This is a genomic window from Luteimonas aestuarii (assembly GCF_004357985.1).
Taxonomy (GTDB): Bacteria; Pseudomonadota; Gammaproteobacteria; order Xanthomonadales; family Xanthomonadaceae; genus Luteimonas; species Luteimonas aestuarii.
Map to the genome: position 1 here is coordinate 75,159 of NZ_SMTF01000003.1, position 16,963 is coordinate 92,121.

General features: G+C 69.2%; 16 protein-coding genes. 5 read left to right on the top strand and 11 right to left on the bottom strand.

The features are described from left to right. Positions 1 to 2,946, bottom strand: a complete 2,946-nt coding sequence (locus tag E2F46_RS05260; protein WP_243720314.1) for an EAL domain-containing protein — start codon at positions 2,944 to 2,946, stop codon at positions 1 to 3. A gap of 213 nt (positions 2,947 to 3,159) precedes the next feature. On the opposite strand from E2F46_RS05260, the gene E2F46_RS05265 reads away from it, so the two are divergent. From E2F46_RS05265 to E2F46_RS05280, 4 genes are all read left to right on the top strand, one after another. After that, on the top strand, positions 3,160 to 3,708 hold the full coding sequence (locus tag E2F46_RS05265) for an RNA polymerase sigma factor (protein WP_425599807.1): 549 nt from the start codon (positions 3,160 to 3,162) through the stop codon (positions 3,706 to 3,708). Next, positions 3,705 to 4,688 carry a hypothetical protein gene (locus E2F46_RS05270; protein ID WP_133321045.1) on the top strand — a complete coding sequence of 328 codons (984 nt, stop codon included), beginning with the start codon at positions 3,705 to 3,707 and terminating at the stop codon, positions 4,686 to 4,688. The genes E2F46_RS05265 and E2F46_RS05270 overlap by 4 nt, the downstream gene beginning before the upstream one ends. After that, complete coding sequence (locus E2F46_RS05275) at positions 4,685 to 5,275, top strand: IMPACT family protein (protein WP_133321046.1); 591 nt, start codon at positions 4,685 to 4,687, stop codon at positions 5,273 to 5,275. The genes E2F46_RS05270 and E2F46_RS05275 overlap by 4 nt, the downstream gene beginning before the upstream one ends. A gap of 129 nt (positions 5,276 to 5,404) precedes the next feature. Continuing rightward, the gene (locus tag E2F46_RS05280; protein ID WP_133321047.1) at positions 5,405 to 7,177 is read left to right on the top strand and encodes an ABC transporter transmembrane domain-containing protein; all 1,773 of its coding nucleotides are present in this window, start codon (positions 5,405 to 5,407) and stop codon (positions 7,175 to 7,177) included. Between the two features lie 436 nt (positions 7,178 to 7,613). Here E2F46_RS05280 and E2F46_RS05285 read toward each other — a convergent pair whose 3' ends face one another. From E2F46_RS05285 to rlmD, 8 genes are all read right to left on the bottom strand, one after another. Next, a complete protein-coding gene (locus tag E2F46_RS05285) occupies positions 7,614 to 8,279 on the bottom strand; it encodes a hypothetical protein (protein ID WP_133321048.1) in 666 nt (221 codons plus the stop codon). Positions 8,280 to 8,321: 42 nt separating this feature from the next. Further along, positions 8,322 to 9,593, bottom strand: coding sequence for an FAD-dependent oxidoreductase (locus tag E2F46_RS05290; protein ID WP_133321049.1), 1,272 nt, complete (start codon positions 9,591 to 9,593; stop codon positions 8,322 to 8,324). Positions 9,594 to 9,673: 80 nt separating this feature from the next. After that, on the bottom strand, positions 9,674 to 9,880 hold the full coding sequence (locus E2F46_RS05295) for a cold-shock protein (RefSeq protein ID WP_133321366.1): 207 nt from the start codon (positions 9,878 to 9,880) through the stop codon (positions 9,674 to 9,676). Positions 9,881 to 9,969: 89 nt separating this feature from the next. Continuing rightward, on the bottom strand, positions 9,970 to 10,725 hold the full coding sequence (locus tag E2F46_RS05300) for an S-methyl-5'-thioinosine phosphorylase (protein ID WP_133321050.1): 756 nt from the start codon (positions 10,723 to 10,725) through the stop codon (positions 9,970 to 9,972). 144 nt (positions 10,726 to 10,869) lie between these two features. Then, a complete protein-coding gene (locus E2F46_RS05305) occupies positions 10,870 to 11,430 on the bottom strand; it encodes a hypoxanthine-guanine phosphoribosyltransferase (protein WP_133321051.1) in 561 nt (186 codons plus the stop codon). Further along, positions 11,427 to 12,434: a beta-N-acetylhexosaminidase gene (gene nagZ, locus E2F46_RS05310; protein ID WP_133321052.1), complete on the bottom strand. Its 1,008-nt coding sequence runs from the start codon at positions 12,432 to 12,434 to the stop codon at positions 11,427 to 11,429. The genes E2F46_RS05305 and nagZ overlap by 4 nt, the downstream gene beginning before the upstream one ends. Positions 12,435 to 12,443: 9 nt before the next feature. Beyond that, the gene (locus E2F46_RS05315; RefSeq protein ID WP_133321053.1) at positions 12,444 to 12,965 is read right to left on the bottom strand and encodes a CYTH domain-containing protein; all 522 of its coding nucleotides are present in this window, start codon (positions 12,963 to 12,965) and stop codon (positions 12,444 to 12,446) included. A 126-nt stretch (positions 12,966 to 13,091) separates the two neighbouring features. Further along, a complete protein-coding gene (gene rlmD / locus E2F46_RS05320) occupies positions 13,092 to 14,513 on the bottom strand; it encodes a 23S rRNA (uracil(1939)-C(5))-methyltransferase RlmD (RefSeq protein ID WP_133321054.1) in 1,422 nt (473 codons plus the stop codon). Between the two features lie 51 nt (positions 14,514 to 14,564). On the opposite strand from rlmD, the gene E2F46_RS05325 reads away from it, so the two are divergent. Then, positions 14,565 to 15,287, top strand: a complete 723-nt coding sequence (locus E2F46_RS05325; RefSeq protein WP_133321055.1) for a response regulator — start codon at positions 14,565 to 14,567, stop codon at positions 15,285 to 15,287. On the opposite strand, the gene recO is transcribed toward E2F46_RS05325, so the two are convergent. Then, positions 15,266 to 16,012: a DNA repair protein RecO gene (recO, locus tag E2F46_RS05330; RefSeq protein ID WP_133321056.1), complete on the bottom strand. Its 747-nt coding sequence runs from the start codon at positions 16,010 to 16,012 to the stop codon at positions 15,266 to 15,268. The two genes, E2F46_RS05325 and recO, sit on opposite strands and share 22 nt — an antisense overlap. Positions 16,013 to 16,024: 12 nt before the next feature. After that, positions 16,025 to 16,936, bottom strand: coding sequence for a GTPase Era (gene era / locus E2F46_RS05335; RefSeq protein WP_133321057.1), 912 nt, complete (start codon positions 16,934 to 16,936; stop codon positions 16,025 to 16,027). Between the last annotated feature and the right edge of the window lie 27 nt (positions 16,937 to 16,963).

Consider the following 16,963-nt stretch of genomic DNA (forward strand, 5'->3'; position numbering starts at 1 on the left):
TCAGGCGGGCTTGCGCGCCTTCCTGCGCTTGCGTGCCGGCGAGTGCGGTTGCGGTGGCGGTGCGCCCACTGCCGGCTGCGGACGCCCGAACAGGAAGCCCTGTCCGTAGTTGCAGCCCAGTTCGCCCAGCAGTTGCCGCTGTTGTTCGCTTTCCACCCCTTCGCCGATGGTCTCGATGCCCAACGTGCCGGCCAGCGCCAGGATCGCGCGCACCAGCGCCAGGCTTTCGGCGTGCATGTCGCCCTCCAGCCCGGCGACGAAACTCTGGTCGATCTTCAGCGCCTCGATCGGGAACCTGTGGAGGTACGACAGCGCCGAGAAGCCGGTGCCGAAATCGTCCAGCAGTGCCAACACGCCCTGGCTGCGCAGCGTGCTGAGGATGCGCAGGGCACGCGGCGCGTCGTCGAGCAGCGCCACTTCGGTGATCTCGATCCGCAGCCGGCGCGGGTCGGCACCCGCCTCGTCCAGCATGAGCAACAAACGCTCGGCGAAATCGTCGGCGTGGAAATGCCGTGGCGAAACGTTGATCGACACATAGCCGTCATGGTGCAGGGTCATCCACTCCACCACGTGCCGGTACATCAGCCAGTCGACCTGTTCGATCAGGCCGCTGTCCTCGCCCACGCCAATGAACTCGGATGGCGGCAACGGACCATGCAGTTCATGGTGCCAGCGCAGCAGGGCTTCATGGCCTACCACTGCGCCATCGCACAGGCGCACGATGGGCTGGAAATGCGGCTCGAACGCATCGCGCTGGATCGCGCGGCGCAGGTCGGCCTCCAGGTCCAGCAGGCGCATCGCCTCGGCGCGCATTTCCTCGTCGAACAGTTCGCTGCGGTCGCGCCCGCGCGCCTTGGCGCGGTACATCGCGGCATCGGCATCGCGCAGCAGTTCATCGCCGTGGCGGTAGCGGGGCTGCCATGCCGCGATGCCGATGCTGGCCGACGGAAACACCTCGCGCCCGGCAACCCACATCGAGCGCCCCAGCTTGCGCAGGATGCTGCCCGCCACTTCCTCCGCATAGTCCGGCCGCTCGATGTTTTCCAGCAGCACTGCGAATTCGTCGCCACCCAGCCGCGCCACCACGTCGTGCTCGCCGATCGCGCTGGCGATGCGACGCCCCACCTCGACCAGCATCGCATCGCCCGCCGCGTGGCCCAGGCTGTCGTTGACCAGCTTGAAGCGGTCGAGGTCGAGGAACAGCACCGCGAATGGAGACCGCTGCGGCTCATGCATCGCCACCAGGGCCTGGTCGAGCCGCTCCACCAGGTGCACGCGGTTCGGCAAACCAGTCAAGGGGTCATGCCGCGCCTGGTGGGTCAATCGCTGCTCGGCACGCACGCGCTCGCCGATCTGCGCGCGCAATTCGCGATTGGCGCGCTCCAGTTCCTGCGTGCGCGCCTCGACCCGGAACTCCAGCTCTGCGTGCGCCGCCTTCAGGTATTCCTGCGCACGCTTGCGCGCCAGCGCCCCGTCGATGTGGTGCGCGACGAAGGTCAGCAGTTCCTGGTCGGCCTGGGTGAAGCCGATGTCCGGCGTGTAGCTCTGCACGGCGATCACCCCGACCGCGGTGCCGTCACGGGTCAACGGCACGCCCAGCCAGCAGTGGGCAAGCGCACCACGGCTGCGGACCAGGCCGTCGGCCTCCAGGGCGTTGATCCGGTCGCGCGTGGCCAGCATCGCCTTGCCGGTGGTGATGACGTACTCGGTCAGTCCGCGGGCCAGACGTCGGGGGCGGCGCACCTGGTCGCGTTCGTCCATGGAGTACGGGAACTCGATCTGCGTGCCGTCGTCGTCCAGCATCGCGATGTAGAAGTTCCGCGCGTACAGCAATTCGCCGATCACCCCATGCAGGTCGGAGTAGAACTTCTCGACGCTGCCGGCAGTCACCGACATTTCATTGATGCGGAACAGGGCCCGCTGCAACTGCTCGGCGCGTTCGCGCTCGACGATCTCCGCCTCCAGTACCTGGTTGGCGTGCTGCAACTCCCGCGTGCGCAGGTCCACCTGCCGTTCCAGCTCGGCCTGTGCCTGTTTGCGGTCCAGCGAGGTCTGGATGTGCTGCGCGACGAACTCCAGCAGGGCGCGGTCTTCGTGGCTGTAGCGCAGCGGGCGGTCGTAGCTCTGCACCACGATCGCGCCGCTGACACGGCCATCGCGCCGCATCGGCACGCCCAGCCAGTCCGCGCTGTCCGGGCCGTGCGCCTGGTCCTTCTGCACGCCCAGTTGCCGCCGGATCGCCGCCGAAGGCCCCAGCAACGGATGGCCATGGCGCAGCATCGCCACCGTCAGGCTGTTGGGCATGTCGGAGACGGGGATTTCCTCGTCCGGTTGCGCGACCCACGGATCGCGCTGGTCGGCGAAGTACAGGAAGCGGAGCGTTTCACGCACATCGTCATACAACACGATGTAGAAGTTCTCGGCCGGCATCAGCGTACCGACGATGGCGTGCATGCGCCCCAGCACTTCCGGCATCTCCAGCGCTGCGCTGGACAGGTCGGCGATCTCGTACAGCGCCTGCCGCAATCGCTCGGAACGGCGCAGCGATTCGATCCGCTGTGCGGCCAGCGCGGTGCGCAGGGTGGTGGCCACCGCCACCCGCGCCAGCGACAGCCAGCCCTCGCGCACGGCACCGGGCAACTCCCGGCCAGGCTGGGCAATGAGCGCTAGCCGCGACGTGCCCTCGTCCCACGCATCCTCGATATGCGGCCCGCGCAACGGAAGGCGCCCGGGCGCCTGTTCGAGCAGCGACTGCGCCATCTCGCCGCACGCCGACGCCGAGGGACCATGGCAGGTATGGGCGGCACCGAGCACCGGGTCGTCCCAGGCCACGGCCACGGTCGAGCCCGACGGCAGCGCAGCCGCCAGCCGCGTCGCTATGGACGCCAGGTCGTTGGCGGAGGCCAAGGCTTCCGCCGACGATCGGTCGATGGCCGGTGCGCTCACATGCTTCTCGCGGTTCCCCGGAGAAACCTAACGTGAACCGGCACCGGAATCGGCAAACCCCGTCGCAGATCGACATCCGTTGACCCCCGCATGCCCCCCGCCGCCGCCCTCGCCACCCTTCCCCGCAAGCGCCTGTCGCAGCGGCCGCGCTTCACGCCGGCGGCGCCAGCGCTTACGCTGCCGCGGATGGATGATGCCCCCGCCCACGACGCCATGGACAGCGACGAGTCGCTGATGCTCGCGTGGGCCGCAGGGGATGCCACCGCGTTCGAGACGCTCTACGGCCGGCATCGCCAGCGCCTTTACCGCTTCCTGTTGCGGCAGTTGCGTGACGGCCCGCTGGCCGACGAACTGTTCCAGGACATCTGGCAGAAGGTCGTCACCGCGCGCCACGGCTGGCGCCCGGAGGCGCTGTTCACCACCTGGCTGTACCGCATTGCCCACAACCGGTTGGCCGACCACTGGCGCGCCCTGCAGCATCGCCCGCCCGCGCCCGACGACGCCGACGCCCGCACCGAGCGCGTACCCGATCCTGACACGCCCGAGCGCCAGCTCTCGGATTTCGAACAGCGACGCCAGCTGCAGGTCGCGCTGGATACGCTGCCGCCGGAACAGCGCGAAGTGGTGCTGCTGCGCCTGGAGCAGGAATTGACGCTGGAAGAGATCGGCGAGGTGACTGGCGTAGGCCGCGAGACGGTGAAGTCGCGCTTGCGCTACGCGATGGACAAGCTGCGCGCACACCTCGGGAGCGCCACCGCATGAACATCCGCGACCGTGAACCGCTGACCCCCGAGGAGCGCGACCTGGCCCAGCGCCTGTCGCGCCTCGGTGGCCACGCGGAACCTCCAGCCGCACTCGACGCGAAGATCCTCGCCGCGGCGCGCAATGCCGCGCGGCCGAGCCTGCACCGCAAGCGGGCACGCTGGCCGCTGGGCATGGGGATGGCGGCGTCGCTGGCGCTTGCGGTGGGCGTGGCCTGGCAACTGCGCCCCTTGCCCGAGACCGAGGTCATGCAAGCGCCGTCGGAAACCGCGTCGGCAGCGATGATGGATCATGAGACGCCTCCTGCCAGGACCGCCGATTTTTCCCGAGAGGTGGAACAAGCCGCTGCGCCCGCGCCCGATGCGGAGCCGCAGGTTGCCGTGACGCCTGCCGAACCGGCACCTCCTGATGCGCCGACACCGCTGTCGAGCCTGCAGCAGGCACCGCCACCGGCTGCCGACGAAGCGTTGCAGGAAGAGCCGCCCGCCGCGCTGCTGTTCGATGCGCCCTCTCCCCCACCTCCACCAGCCCCCCCCGCACCGCCTGCTGCAGCACCAGCGGCTCCAGCCTCCGCGCCTGCCGGAGCGGCTGCAGAGGCGGCAGATGCTGCTGCAGCCAAGGTCCGCGCACAGGAGCAGGAACGCCGCACCGCACGCAGCGAGTCCACGTCGGACACGATGCGCGCTGCCGGCGCACGTCCCGACCGCGCCGGGGAAACGATCACCGCCACCGGCTCGCGCGTGCGCCAGGCGCAGCCCGCGCTGCCCGAACGCGCCGACGAATACATCGACGAGCCGCTGGACGACCGCCCCCCCGCCTCGTTCGCAACCGCCGAGGCGCGCGACGCCTGGTTGCAGCGCATCCGCGAACTGGTCGCCGAAGGCGAACTCGACGCCGCACGCGCCAGCCTGAAGGAGTTCCGCCGCCGCTATCCGCAGCATTCGCTGCCTGCGGACCTGAAGGCCCTGCTGGCCGAATGAGCGGCCACACCCTGGCCGCAACGCAGGTGTTCGCGCTGGAGGTGAAGCACAGCCGCTTCATCGCCCGTGCGGCACCCGTCACCACGCCCGACGACGCGCAGGCGCTGCTGCGCGAGGTCTCGGTGCGCGACGCCACCCACAACTGCTGGGCATGGCGCATCGGCGGCGACTACCGCAGCAGCGATGACGGCGAGCCCGCCGGCACCGCTGGCCGGCCCATCCTCGCCGCGATCGACGGCCAGGGCCTGGACCGCGTGGCCGTGGTGGTCACCCGCTGGTACGGCGGCATCAAGCTGGGCGCGGGCGGGCTGGTACGTGCCTACGGCGGCGCGGCGGCCGAATGCCTGCGCCTGGCGCAACGGCTGCCGATCATCGAGACCACCGCCATGGGGATGCACGTGCCGTTCGACGACCTGGGGGCACTGCATGCCGCGCTGGCGGCGTTCGGCGCGGTGAAGCACGAGGAAAGCTTCGATGCCGAAGGTGCGCGGCTGGTGGTCGGATTGCCGGCCGATGCCCTCGACGCCTTGAAAGCGCGCCTGGTCGACGCCACCCGTGACCGGGTGCGTTTCGAGGACAATGGCTGAGTACCTGTCGGCCGGCCTCGCCTGTGCACGGCAGTCGCAAGGCATCGAGGCAACGCATCTGTCCCGCCTTCGCACCCTCAGGAATGCAACGCCACGCGGCGTGCCCGAATGGATCGCCCTGGAACCCGCATGACCGACGCGACGCAAAAGGATTCGCCCGACCCGCCCAAGCCGCGCCTCGGCGCGCTGCGCCTGCTGTGGCCCTTCATGATGCGCCAGCGCGGCCTGTTCGCCGCCTGGCTGCTGGCGCTGGCGGCATCGTCCACCGCCACGCTCAGCCTGCCGGTGGCCGTGCGCCACATGATCGACCGCGGCTTCGACAGCGGCAGCAACGTCGATGCCGCATTCGGCCTGCTGTTCCTGGTGGCGCTGGCCTTGGCGTTCGCCACCGCGGCGCGGTTCTTCTTCGTCTCGCTGCTGGGCGAGCGGGTGGTGGCGGACCTGCGCAACCGGCTGTATGGGCACCTTGTCGGCCTGGACCAGGCATTCTTCGAGAAGAACCGCAGCGGCGAACTGGTCTCGCGGCTCAGCGCCGATACCGAGCTGCTGCGCAGCGTGGTGGGTTCGACGATGTCGGTGGCGATCCGCAGCGTGGTGATGGTGCTGGGCAGCATCGCGATGCTGGTGATCACCAGCCCGCGGCTGGCGGCGTGGACGCTGGTGGGCATCCCGCTGTTCGTGCTGCCGCTGGTGCTGGGCGGCCGCCGGCTGGAGAAGATCTCGCGGCAGAGCCAGGACCGGGTGGCCGATGCCAACACGCTGGCGGCCGAGGCGCTGGGTGCGATCCGCACGGTGCAGGCGCACGCGCGCGAGCCCTTCGAGCGCCACCGCTTCGCCGATGCGGTCGCGCTGACCGTCGCCACCGCGCGCCGCCGCATCGGCACCCAGTCGATCATCACGGCTGTCGCCATCTCGCTGATCTTCGGCGCGATCACCCTGGTACTGTGGCTGGGCGCGCACGACGTGATCGCCGGACGCATGACCGCGGGCACGCTGGGCCAGTTCGTGCTGTACGCGCTGTTCGGCGCGGGGTCGGTCGGCGCGCTGGCCGAAGTCTGGAACGAGGTGCAGCGTGCCGCCGGCGGCATGGGCCGCATCGGCGAACTGCTGGATGAGCGCAATGGCATCGCCGCGCCCGCGCATCCGGCGGCGTTGCCGCGACCGCTGCGCGGCGAACTGCGCTTCGACGAGGTGTCGTTCCACTACCCGACGCGACCGGATGCGGCCGCGCTGGAAGGCTTCAGCCTGCACGTCGCGCCTGGCGAAACGGTGGCACTGGTCGGCCCCTCCGGCGCCGGCAAGAGCACGGTATTCGCGATGCTGCTGCGCTTCCACGATCCGCAGGCCGGCCGCATCGCCGTCGACGGCGTCGGCATCGACACCGTCGATCCGGCGGAACTGCGCGAGGCGATCGCGCTGGTGCCGCAGCAGCCGGCGATCTTCGCCGCCAGCGCGCGCGACAACATCCGCTACGGCCGGCTGGACGCCAGCGACGACGAGGTCGCCGCCGCCGCGGCTGCCGCCGAAGCGCACGAGTTCATCGCCGCCCTGCCCGCCGGCTACGACGAGCAGTTGGGCGAGCGTGGCGCACGGTTGTCCGGCGGCCAGCAGCAGCGCATCGCCATCGCCCGCGCCCTGCTCAAGGACGCGCCGATCCTGCTGCTGGACGAAGCCACGTCCGCACTGGATGCGCAAAGCGAGCGCGCGGTGCAGATCGCGTTCGAACACCTGATGGAAGGCCGCACCACGCTGGTGATCGCGCATCGGCTGGCGACCGTGCTGCAGGCCGACCGGATCGTGGTGATGGACCGGGGCCGGATCGTCGCGCAGGGCACGCACGCCGAATTGCTGGCGCAGGGCGGGCTGTACGCGGAACTGGCGCGGTTGCAGTTCATCGACTGAGCCGTGATCGACCCGAGCTCGTCATCCCGGCGCAAGCCGGGATGACGAGCGTTGGGCTCTTGATCTACGTTGAGCAGCAATGCTGTTGGTCGACCCGGAGGGCGGCCGGCATGGGTGAGCCGATGCACGCTTGCGCGCCACTGGCGCGCGCATTGGCGAACGCCCGCGCCGCAAGCGCGGCCCGGACTTGGCCGCGAAGCGGACAAGCCAGCCGTTTTTCGACAGGACAGGGATGTCCTGTCGAAAAATCCCGTCGAGACCAATCGACCTGCTTAGCTCTGATCGGGGAAAGGCATTTCTTTGGTTACTTTCTTGACCGGCTTCGCCGTTCGCTCCGCAGTGTGCCAGCAAAGAAAGTAACCCGCCCGTTCACGGGCGGAACGCTCTTGACCGACCCATCGCCACGGCGGCGAGCGGCTCCCTGCCCAAATGAACGTCAGCGAGTCTTCTTCGCGCGGGTACGGCGCGACGCCTGGCCGACACGCTGGCGCGATGCGGCACCGCCCAGGCTGCGCGGAATCTTGATGCGGGTCTTGCTGGAGACCGCCTTCGCCGGGCCCTTGGCAGCAGGCTTGGCGGCCTTCTTCGTCGCTGCCTTCTTGCCGGCGGCCTTCCCGGCAACCGCCTTGGTGGCCGTGGACTTGCCGACGGCGGCCTTCTTCGCGGTCTTCTTCTTCGTGGCCGTCTTCGCCACGGTCTCGCCAGCCGCCGCCTTCACCGCCCTGCGCGCGGCCTTGCGCTCGCCCTTGTTGGCCTTCTTCTTCGGGGTTGCGGCCTTGCCCTCGCCCAGCGAGCGCATGGCGCTGCTGCTCTCGCGGTCCAGCTTCGCCAGCTGGGCCTCGAAGTGCTTCAGCGCGCGGTCGAGCACCTTCGACTTGTCGCCGGTGCGCACGTTGGCCCTGCCGGAACGCCCGTCCTTACTGCCGGTGGTGCGCGAGGAGCGGATGCGCTGGCGCTGCTGCAGGTCGCGCTGCTTGTCGCGCAGGTCGCGCAGGCGCTTGATCAGCGAGACCAGGTCCTTGACCTGCCACGGGCCGGTGGATTGCACCATCTTGCGCTCGCAGTCGCTCAGCAGTGCGGCGTCGGTAGCGGAGAGTTTCATCGCGTCATTCCATTTGGATCGAAGCGGACATCAAACCACATTTCATGCATCCGGCACAGATTGCCCATGCGACACGCGAGCCATGCCGTGCACGCGCGCACCGAGTTCGTCGACGAAACGCGGATCGAGCGCGACCTGTCCGAACAGTCCCCGCTGCGTCCCGCTGAGCACCCGCAGCATGTGCGCCCTGCCCACCGGCAACTTGCCCGCGGGCAGCAATGCAACATCGCGCAGGCGCGCGACGAGCTCCCGGTCGGACTGGAACATCGGCGTCAGCCAGCGGCTCCAGACGTGGTAGATGCGCAGGTGCCGGCGGCGTTCACGCTGGTAGTGCGCAAGCGCATCGGCCAACGCCGCTCCGCCACGCAACGCATCGGCAAGCGCCAGGGCATCCAGCAGCGCCATGTTCACGCCCTGCCCCAGCTGTGGACTCATGGCGTGCGCGGCATCGCCCACCAGCACCACGCGCCCGCGGTGCCAGTCGCGCATCACCGTGTCGCGGTAGCGGGCGCGCGCCAAGTGCATGGGCGACTCGATGCCCGACAACAGCGCGGCCGCTTCCGGCCACAATGCCGCCACTTCTTGCTTCCAGGTCTCCACGCCATCGGCCTGCCAGCGCTCGAAGGACGCGACCGGCAGGCTCCAGAAGAAACTGAGCTTCCGCTGGTCGTCGCCGGGGCAAGTGCCAACGGGCAGAAGGCCGATCATCTTGCGCGCGGCGACGTAGCGCTGGCGCAGTTCATGCATGTGTGGCCAGTGCGCTCGCGGCAGCAGGCACCACAGCGCACCCCACGGATAGGGCGCGTCCAGTGAAGGCCTTGCGACAACGCCACGCAGGCTGGATGCCGCCCCATCGGCCAGCACCACGAGATCGAACGGACCATGCCGGCTGCCGCGCTGGTCGAGCAGCGTGCGGCCATCGTCCAGCACATCGGCGATGGCCGTATCCGCCTGCACGGCAGCATGGCCATCCCAGGCATCGGCAAGGATCGAGAACAGCGCACCCCGCTGCATGCCCAAGCCGGCGAGGCGCGCGTCCAGCGTGGCATAGCGCATGTCCATCACCGCACGGCCGCAGGGCACGTCGCCAAACAATCGTTCCACCACGGCGCCATGCTTCAACACACCGTCCAGCAAGCCCATGCGCCACAGCGCCTGCAGGCCAGTCGGTTGCAGCAGGAACCCCGCCCCCACCGGACCGGGCGTGGCCACGCGCTCGAACACCTCGACGTGATGCCCGTCACGCGACAGCAGCACGGCCGTCGCTTGTCCTGCCGTGCCATAGCCCACGATGGCGATGCGTTTGCGCGTCATTGCGCCGATGCTCCCTGCCGGTGATCCATGCAAGAAAAACCCCGCCGAAGCGGGGTCCGGACATCCCGAACGGGTTCCGATCAGGCCACAGGCGTCACCCCTGCCGCCTGTGCGCCTTTCGGTCCCTGCGTGACTTCGTATTGCACGCGTTGGCCTTCCTGCAGGGAGCGGAAGCCCTTGGAGTCGATCGCGGAAAAATGGACGAATACATCCGCGCTGCCATCTTCGGGCGCAATGAACCCGAACCCCTTGGCGTCGTTGAACCACTTCACAGTGCCGTATTGCATGATCTCGTCGAACCTCGTGATGGATGCAGGGCGTGTGCGGCAGTGCAAGGCGCCGCACCCGGCGAGTATGCAAACTCCGGTGCCGAGGTTCAATCGCCTGCGAGCAGACCAGCCACCAGCGCAGGAATGCCGGACGACGCCGCGGCCACGTTGGCCAGCACGTCGTCGAGCGTGATCACCTCGTCCACATCGGGCCCTGCCCCTGCCGCCCAGTTGGCGACGATGGCGAGGCAGGCGTACTCGAGCCCCATTTCGCGCGCGAGCCCCGCTTCCGGCATGCCGGTCATGCCCACCAGGTCGCAACCGTCGCGGCGCATCCGCGCGATCTCGGCCTTGGTCTCCAGCCTCGGGCCCTGCGTGGCGCCATAGCAACCGCCGTCGACCAATGCGATGCCACGGCGACGCGCCGCGGACAGCACCGCCGCGCGAAGCGCCGGCGTGTACGGATCGCCGAAATCCACGTGCAGCACGTCGGTGCCGGGTTCCTCGCAAATCGTCGAAACGCGTCCCCAGGTGTAGTCGATCAACTGCTCCGGGCAAGCCAGCACGCGTGGGCCGAAGCGTTCGGTGATGCCGCCGACCGTATTCAGCGCCAGCACGCGCGTCGCACCCAGCGCCCGTAGCGCCGCGAGATTGGCGCGATAGTTGACCTGGTGCGGCGGTACCGAGTGCCCTTCGCCATGGCGCGCTAGGAACGCGACGCGATGCCCGCCCAGCGTGCCGATGCGCACCGGACCGGAGGGCGCGCCATATTTCGTCACCGGCTGGTGGCTTTCGATGTCCTGCAGTTCGCCCAATGCATACAGGCCGGTGCCGCCGATGACGGCAAGGAGGGGGGAAGTCATGGCATCTACCGGTGATCGATGGGCGTGGTCGCGACTATACCGGTCGCGCGCCGCGGCCCGCAGTCGCTTGCGAATCGACCGCCGCGATGCCTGTCACGGGATTGCCGGCGGTACGGCGAAACAGGCACGTCCACGTGCCGCGGCTCATTCGCCCAGGGCGTAGATGCCCGGCAGGTTGCGGCCCTGCTCATGGAAGTCCATGCCGTAGCCGAACACATAGCGGTCGGGCACTTCGACGCCTTCGTAGTCGGCACCGATACCATCGACACGGCGGTCGTGCGCCTTGGTCGCCAGCACCGCGACGCGCACATCCAACGCGCCCTGGTCCTCGCACCAGTACTTCACCGCCTTCAGCGTATGGCCTTCGTCGAGGATGTCGTCGACCAGCAGCACGCGGCGCCCGCGCAGCGGGGTGGCGGGACGATGCAGCCAGGCCAGTCCGGAGCCGGTGGTGTTGCCGCGGTAGCGGGTGGCGTGCAGGTACTCCAGCTCGACGTCCAGTTCGCGCTCGCCCAGCGCGAACGCGAGCTGCGCGGCGAATGGCATGCCGCCATGCATGATGGTGATGAACAGCGGCGGCGTGTCGTCGTCCTCGTAGTCGTCGCAGATGGCGTCGGCCATGTCCTCGATCGCGTCTTCCAGCGCATCGCGGTCGTGGATCAGGTCGGCACTGCCGATCACGTCGGCCAGCTTCGGGATGTTCATGCCATCGCCCCCGGAAGCGTGCCCAACTTCGACTGCACGCCGCCACGGCGACCGTCGGCCAGCAGGCCGTCCCATCCCATTGCGCCGCGACCGATCAAGGAGATCACCGCTGCGGTGTCGAGCTGGCGGTCCTTCACGGCGGCCAGCGACTCCTCGACCAGTTCCGGATGGCAGACCAGCACCACGTCGCAACCCGCGTCCAGGTGCGCATCCACCCGCGCCTTGATGCCGCCCGCCGAGAAGGCCGCCGCCATGCCGATGTCGTCGGAGAACACCACGCCGCGGAAACCCATCTCGTCACGCAGGATGTCGTTGATCCAGAACGGCGAGTAGCCGGCCGGTTCCGGCGCCACCTGCGGATAGACCACGTGCGCCAGCATCACCGCGTCGGCGCCGGCATCGATACCGGCCACGAACGGGATCAGGTCGTGCGCGCGGATCGCGTCCAGCGGACGGTCATCCACCGCGTTGTCGAAATGCGTGTCCTCGCGCACCGTACCGTGGCCGGGGAAGTGCTTGAGCGTCGCCGCCATCCCGACCGAATGCATGCCCTTGACGTAGGCGCGGGTGAACGCGGCGACCACCTGCGGGTCTTCCGAGAACGCACGGTTGCCGATGGCGAGGTTGCCGTGGCCCACGTCCACCACCGGCGCGAAACTCAGGTCGACGCCACTGGCGCGGATCTCGCTGGCCATCAGCCAGGCATGTTCTTCCGCCAGCGCCAGCGCGGCATCGGGATCGCTGGCGTACAGGCGGCCGAATCCGTCCAGCGACGGCAGCGCGGTGTAGCCCTCTTCGAAGCGCTGCACGCGCCCGCCTTCCTGGTCCACGCAGATCAGCTGCGGCCGCAGCGCCACTTCGCGGATGGCGACGCAAAGCTCGGCCACCTGGTCGCGTGAAGCGAAGTTGCGCTTGAACAGGATCACGCCCGCGCACGCGTCGTGCTGCAGCCAGTCGCGCTCCTGCGCGGTGAGTTCCTTGCCGGCGATGCCGATGACGAGCATGGGGGATCCTTATTCGGGGATGTCGAGGGCGTCGCGCTCGCGTTGCGTCCAGTCCTGAAACGGACGCGAGGCCAACGCCAGATTGTAATAGCGGGCGGCATCTGTCACCTCTTTCCCCGCCCATGCCGGCTTCACGATTTTTTCACTCGCATCGCCCAGTTCCACCTCGGCAACGACCAGTCCGGCGTTGTCGCCCAGGAACTCGTCCACTTCCCACAGGTGGCCGCCGTGCCGGACCAGGTGCCGGCGCTTGTCGATCACCCCGCCCACGCACAACGCCAGCAGGGCGCGGGCATCCGCCACGGGGATCGGGTAGTCGAATTCCTGCCGGGTATGCCCCGACTCGCGCGACTTGAGGTTCAGGAACGCGGCACCGCCCTGGATGCGGATGCGCACCGATGCCTTCTGTTGTCCGCGATCCATTGCGCCGATGTCGTTGATGTAGCCCTGCGCCATGGGCAGCACTTCGTGCGCCGCATCGCGCCAGCCATCGCCGACGACCAGGAACTTTCGCTCGATTTCAATGCCCATGATGCCTAATGCCTCTCCACGTCATCCCGGCGAACACCGGGATCCAGCGACTCACCCGCATCCATCCGCCAATGACACCGGTGAACGGTATCCATCCCAGCTTGCGCCGGAATGACGACACCGAAGCTACCGCTCGAACAACGCAATCGACTCCACGTGCGCCGTTTGCGGGAACATGTCCATCACCCCCGCGCTCACCAGCTTCCAGCCCTGGTCGTTCACCAGATGCCCCGCATCGCGCGCCAGCGATGCCGGGTGGCAGCTGACGTAGACGATCCGGCCAAAGCGCTCCAGCGGCAGCTGTTTCAGCACTTCGATCGCGCCGGAGCGCGGCGGGTCCAGCAGCAGCTTGTCGAAGCCCTGGCGCATCCACGGCGTGCCGCGCTGGTCCTTGGTGAGGTCGGCGGCATGGAACTGCACGTTCGCCAGTCCGTTGCGTTCGGCATTCTCGCGTGCGCGCGCCACCAGTCCGGCCTCTCCCTCCACGCCTACCACCCCGGTGGCGACGCGCGCCAGCGGCAGGGTGAAATTGCCCAATCCGCAGAACAGGTCCAGCACGCGCTCGCCCGGCTGCACGTCGAGCAGTTCCAGCGTGCGCTCGATCATCTTTTCGTTGAGCGAGGCGTTGACCTGGATGAAGTCCAGCGGGCGGAAGCCGAAGGTGATGTTCCAGGGCTCGAGGCGGAACGACAGCGCAGGTGCCTCCGGCCACAGTGCGCGCACAGAATCGACACCGCCGGGCTGCAGGAAGATCGCGAAGCGATGCCGCTCGCCGAAGGCCTGCAACGCGGCAAGGTCCGCATCGGACAGCGGCTGCAGGTGCCGGAACACCAGCGCCACGCCATCGAATGCCTCGGTGGCGTCGCCAACGACGAATTCGATCTGCGGGATCTCGCGCCGCGCCTCTAGCCCATCGACCAGCGCCGAGAGCGCGGGGATGGCGGCGCCGATCGCCGGCACAACCGTATGGCATTCGGACAGGTCGGCGACGAACCGCGGATCGCGCTCGCGGAAACCCACCAGGGTCTTGTCCTTCTTCTCCACCCGCCGCACCGAGAACCGGCCCTTGCGGCGATACCCCCACGCATCCCCGGTCAGCGGCGGGAGCACCGTGGCAGGCGCGACATGGCCGATGCGCTCGAAGTTGTCCAGCAGCACGCGCTGTTTGGCGAGTATCTGCTGGCCGGTCTCCAGGTGCTGCAGGGCGCAGCCGCCGCAGACACCGAAATGCGCGCAACACGGCTGCACCCGGTGCGGCGACGGCTGCAGCACCTCGACAGCCTCGCCCTCGTCGAAATGCCGCGACCGCGCCGTCTGCTTCACCATCACCTGTTCGCCCGGGAGCGCGCCGGCGATGAACACGGTCTTGCCTGCGCTGGCATGGCCGGCCTCGCGGCGGGCGACGCCACGGCCGTCGTGGCTCAGATCGAGGATGTCGGCGGGGAACGGGGTCTGGTCGATGCGGGCCACGTGGCGAAGGCTGCGTACGGAAAGAGGGCATTGTCGCAGAACCGCGCCAGCGGCCCTCTGGCTGCGACCACCCTGCATTCCAGCGCGCGCCGCACTACCATGCGGCCAGAGTCGCGAGGGAGTTGCACGATGCCACCAGGCCCCACGCCCGCCAGGCTGCTGCTGGTCGAAGACGATGCGACCAGTCGGGCGTTCCTTGTCGCCGCCAGCGAAGCCCTGCCCGCGACGGTCGATGCGGCAAGCAGCGTGTCGGAAGCGCTCGCGATCGCCGCCGCCCGTGACCACGACCTCTGGCTGATCGACGCCCACCTGCCCGATGGCAGCGGCGCCGAACTGCTTTCCATGCTGCGTGCGCGCGGACTGCACGCCCCCGCACTGGCGCACACCGCGACCCGCGACGAAGACACGATCGGCACGCTGCGCGCGGCAGGTTTCGATGGCGTGGTCTGCAAACCCCTTCCCGCCGACGCCTGGCGCGACGCCCTGCGCCAGGCGCTGCGGGGCGAAGCCGCGACCTCCCGCACGCCGCCCGGGGACACGACCGCAACCGTGCGCCCGGTCTGGGACGATGCCGCCGCGCTGGCTGCGATGAACGGCAACGCCGCGCACGTCGATGCGCTGCGCGCGCTGTTCCTGGCCGAGTTGCCGGCACTGGCCGGGACCTTGTCCGCGGCCTCCGCGGCAGGCGACCCGCACGCGGTGCTGGCGACGCTGCACAAGCTGCGCGCCAGCTGCGGCTTCGTTGGTGCGGCGCGCGTGGATGCCGCGGCGCAGGCCTTGCGCGCATCGCCGGCTTCAGCGCCGATGATGGCAGCGCTGGCGCAGGCGATTCAGGAGACGCTGTCGTCCTGATCGTCCGCGCGCTCCGGTCGCGCCAGCCCGGCCACCAGTTCCCACGACTTCAACCCGCGCCCGCCCAGGTGGTGCGACACCACTTCGCGCATGACCCTGCGCAATCCGGCGAGGTCCGCGGCCGCCGGCATCTCGTCGTTCGCCAGGGCCACCAGCCCGCGCCCGCTGGCACCGCGCGCATCGCCGCTGCGCTCGCTGCGCACGCGGCGGGGTCCATGTTCCGGATCGAGGCGGTAATGCCCGGCGGGATCGATCGTCTCGCCATCACCGTCGCAGGACAGGTCGAAGCCGACGCCGAGCGCCTGCAGCAGGTCGCGTTCGAAGCGACGCAGCGTCCACGCCACGCCACTGCCGGCGCGCAAGCGTGCGCGCACCTGGCCGTACAGCGCGTACAGATCCGGTTGCGGATCCTGGCGGGGCGCCAGCCGGACCATCAGTTCGTTGACGTAAAAGCCGGCGAGCATCGCATCGCCGGTCAGCCTTGGAGCGGCATCAAGGGCCTCCGCGCCATTGAGGTGCGCCATTTCGCCGCGCTGCACAGCGTCGAAACGGATGTGCTGCAGCGGCTGCAGCGCAGCGCGCAGCACGTGCCGCTTCGGCCCCAGCACGCCGCGCGCGACCAGGCCGATGCGGCCGTGGGATTCGCTCAACGCCTCCAGCAGCAGGCTGGTCTCGCGCCACGGCCGCGCGTGCAGCACATAGGCGCGTTCACCGGCGTAGCGCATGGGGTCGCCGCGTCAGCCGTCGTAGCCCAGCGTGCGCAGGGCCGCTTCGTCGTCGCTCCAGCCCGCGCGCACCCGCACCCAGGTCTGCAGGAACACCTTGGCGTCGAACAGGCGCTCCATGTGCTGGCGCGCCTTGGCGCCGATGTCCTTCAGCCGCGCCCCGCCCTTTCCGATCACGATGGCCTTCTGGCCTTCGCGCTCGACCCAGATCACCGCACCGATGCGATACATCACGCCGGCGGTGGGCGACGGTTCCTCGACGAAGGATTCGATCTCGACCGTGGTCGCATACGGCAGCTCCGCGCCCAGCTGGCGCATCAACTGTTCGCGCACCAGTTCGCCGGCGAGGAAGCGCTGGCTGCGGTCGGTGATCTCGTCCTCGCCGTACAGCACCGCCTGCTCGGGAACCAACGGCAACAGCGTCGCCACCAGGTCGTCCAGCCCCACGCGCTTGAGTGCGGACACCGGGTGCACCGCCGCGAACTCGCGCCCGTCCACCACCTGCTGCAGGAACGGCAGCAGCGCGGTCTTGTCCTTGAAGCGGTCGACCTGGTTGACGGCCAGCACCACCGGCACGCCGGCTTCGCGCAGCGTGTCGTAGGCCAGTGTGTCCTCCTCGTCCCAGCGGCCCGCCTCGACCACCAGCACCGCGGCATCCACGCCCTCCAGCGCGCCGCGCGCCGCCCGGTTCATCATCCGGTTCATCGCCTTCTTCTGCTCGCGATGGATACCGGGCGTATCGACCAGCACCAGCTGTCCTTCCGGGAAGGAGGCGATGCCCAGCAGCCGGTGCCGCGTGGTCTGCGGCCGGTTGGACACGATGCTGACGCGCGCCCCGACCAGCGCATTGACCAGGGTGGACTTGCCGACGTTGGGACGGCCGATGACGGCGACGTGGCCGGCGCGATGGGCGTTTGAAGTCATGCGTGCATTGTAGGGCGGGCCCTGGCC

Bases quoted from the DNA above. Each gene is read 5' to 3' on its own strand.
- E2F46_RS05265 (WP_425599807.1), top strand. From the start codon at position 3,160: ATGGACAGCGACGAGTCGCTGATGCTCGCGTGGGCCGCAGGGGATGCC.
- E2F46_RS05270 (WP_133321045.1), top strand. From the start codon at position 3,705: ATGAACATCCGCGACCGTGAACCGCTGACCCCCGAGGAGCGCGACCTG.
- E2F46_RS05275 (WP_133321046.1), top strand. From the start codon at position 4,685: ATGAGCGGCCACACCCTGGCCGCAACGCAGGTGTTCGCGCTGGAGGTG.
- E2F46_RS05280 (WP_133321047.1), top strand. From the start codon at position 5,405: ATGACCGACGCGACGCAAAAGGATTCGCCCGACCCGCCCAAGCCGCGC.
- E2F46_RS05285 (WP_133321048.1), bottom strand. From the start codon at position 8,279: ATGAAACTCTCCGCTACCGACGCCGCACTGCTGAGCGACTGCGAGCGC.
- E2F46_RS05290 (WP_133321049.1), bottom strand. From the start codon at position 9,593: ATGACGCGCAAACGCATCGCCATCGTGGGCTATGGCACGGCAGGACAA.
- E2F46_RS05295 (WP_133321366.1), bottom strand. From the start codon at position 9,880: ATGCAATACGGCACTGTGAAGTGGTTCAACGACGCCAAGGGGTTCGGG.
- E2F46_RS05300 (WP_133321050.1), bottom strand. From the start codon at position 10,725: ATGACTTCCCCCCTCCTTGCCGTCATCGGCGGCACCGGCCTGTATGCA.
- E2F46_RS05305 (WP_133321051.1), bottom strand. From the start codon at position 11,430: ATGAACATCCCGAAGCTGGCCGACGTGATCGGCAGTGCCGACCTGATC.
- nagZ (WP_133321052.1), bottom strand. From the start codon at position 12,434: ATGCTCGTCATCGGCATCGCCGGCAAGGAACTCACCGCGCAGGAGCGC.
- E2F46_RS05315 (WP_133321053.1), bottom strand. From the start codon at position 12,965: ATGGGCATTGAAATCGAGCGAAAGTTCCTGGTCGTCGGCGATGGCTGG.
- rlmD (WP_133321054.1), bottom strand. From the start codon at position 14,513: ATGCAGGGTGGTCGCAGCCAGAGGGCCGCTGGCGCGGTTCTGCGACAA.
- E2F46_RS05325 (WP_133321055.1), top strand. From the start codon at position 14,565: ATGCCACCAGGCCCCACGCCCGCCAGGCTGCTGCTGGTCGAAGACGAT.
- recO (WP_133321056.1), bottom strand. From the start codon at position 16,012: ATGCGCTACGCCGGTGAACGCGCCTATGTGCTGCACGCGCGGCCGTGG.
- era (WP_133321057.1), bottom strand. From the start codon at position 16,936: ATGACTTCAAACGCCCATCGCGCCGGCCACGTCGCCGTCATCGGCCGT.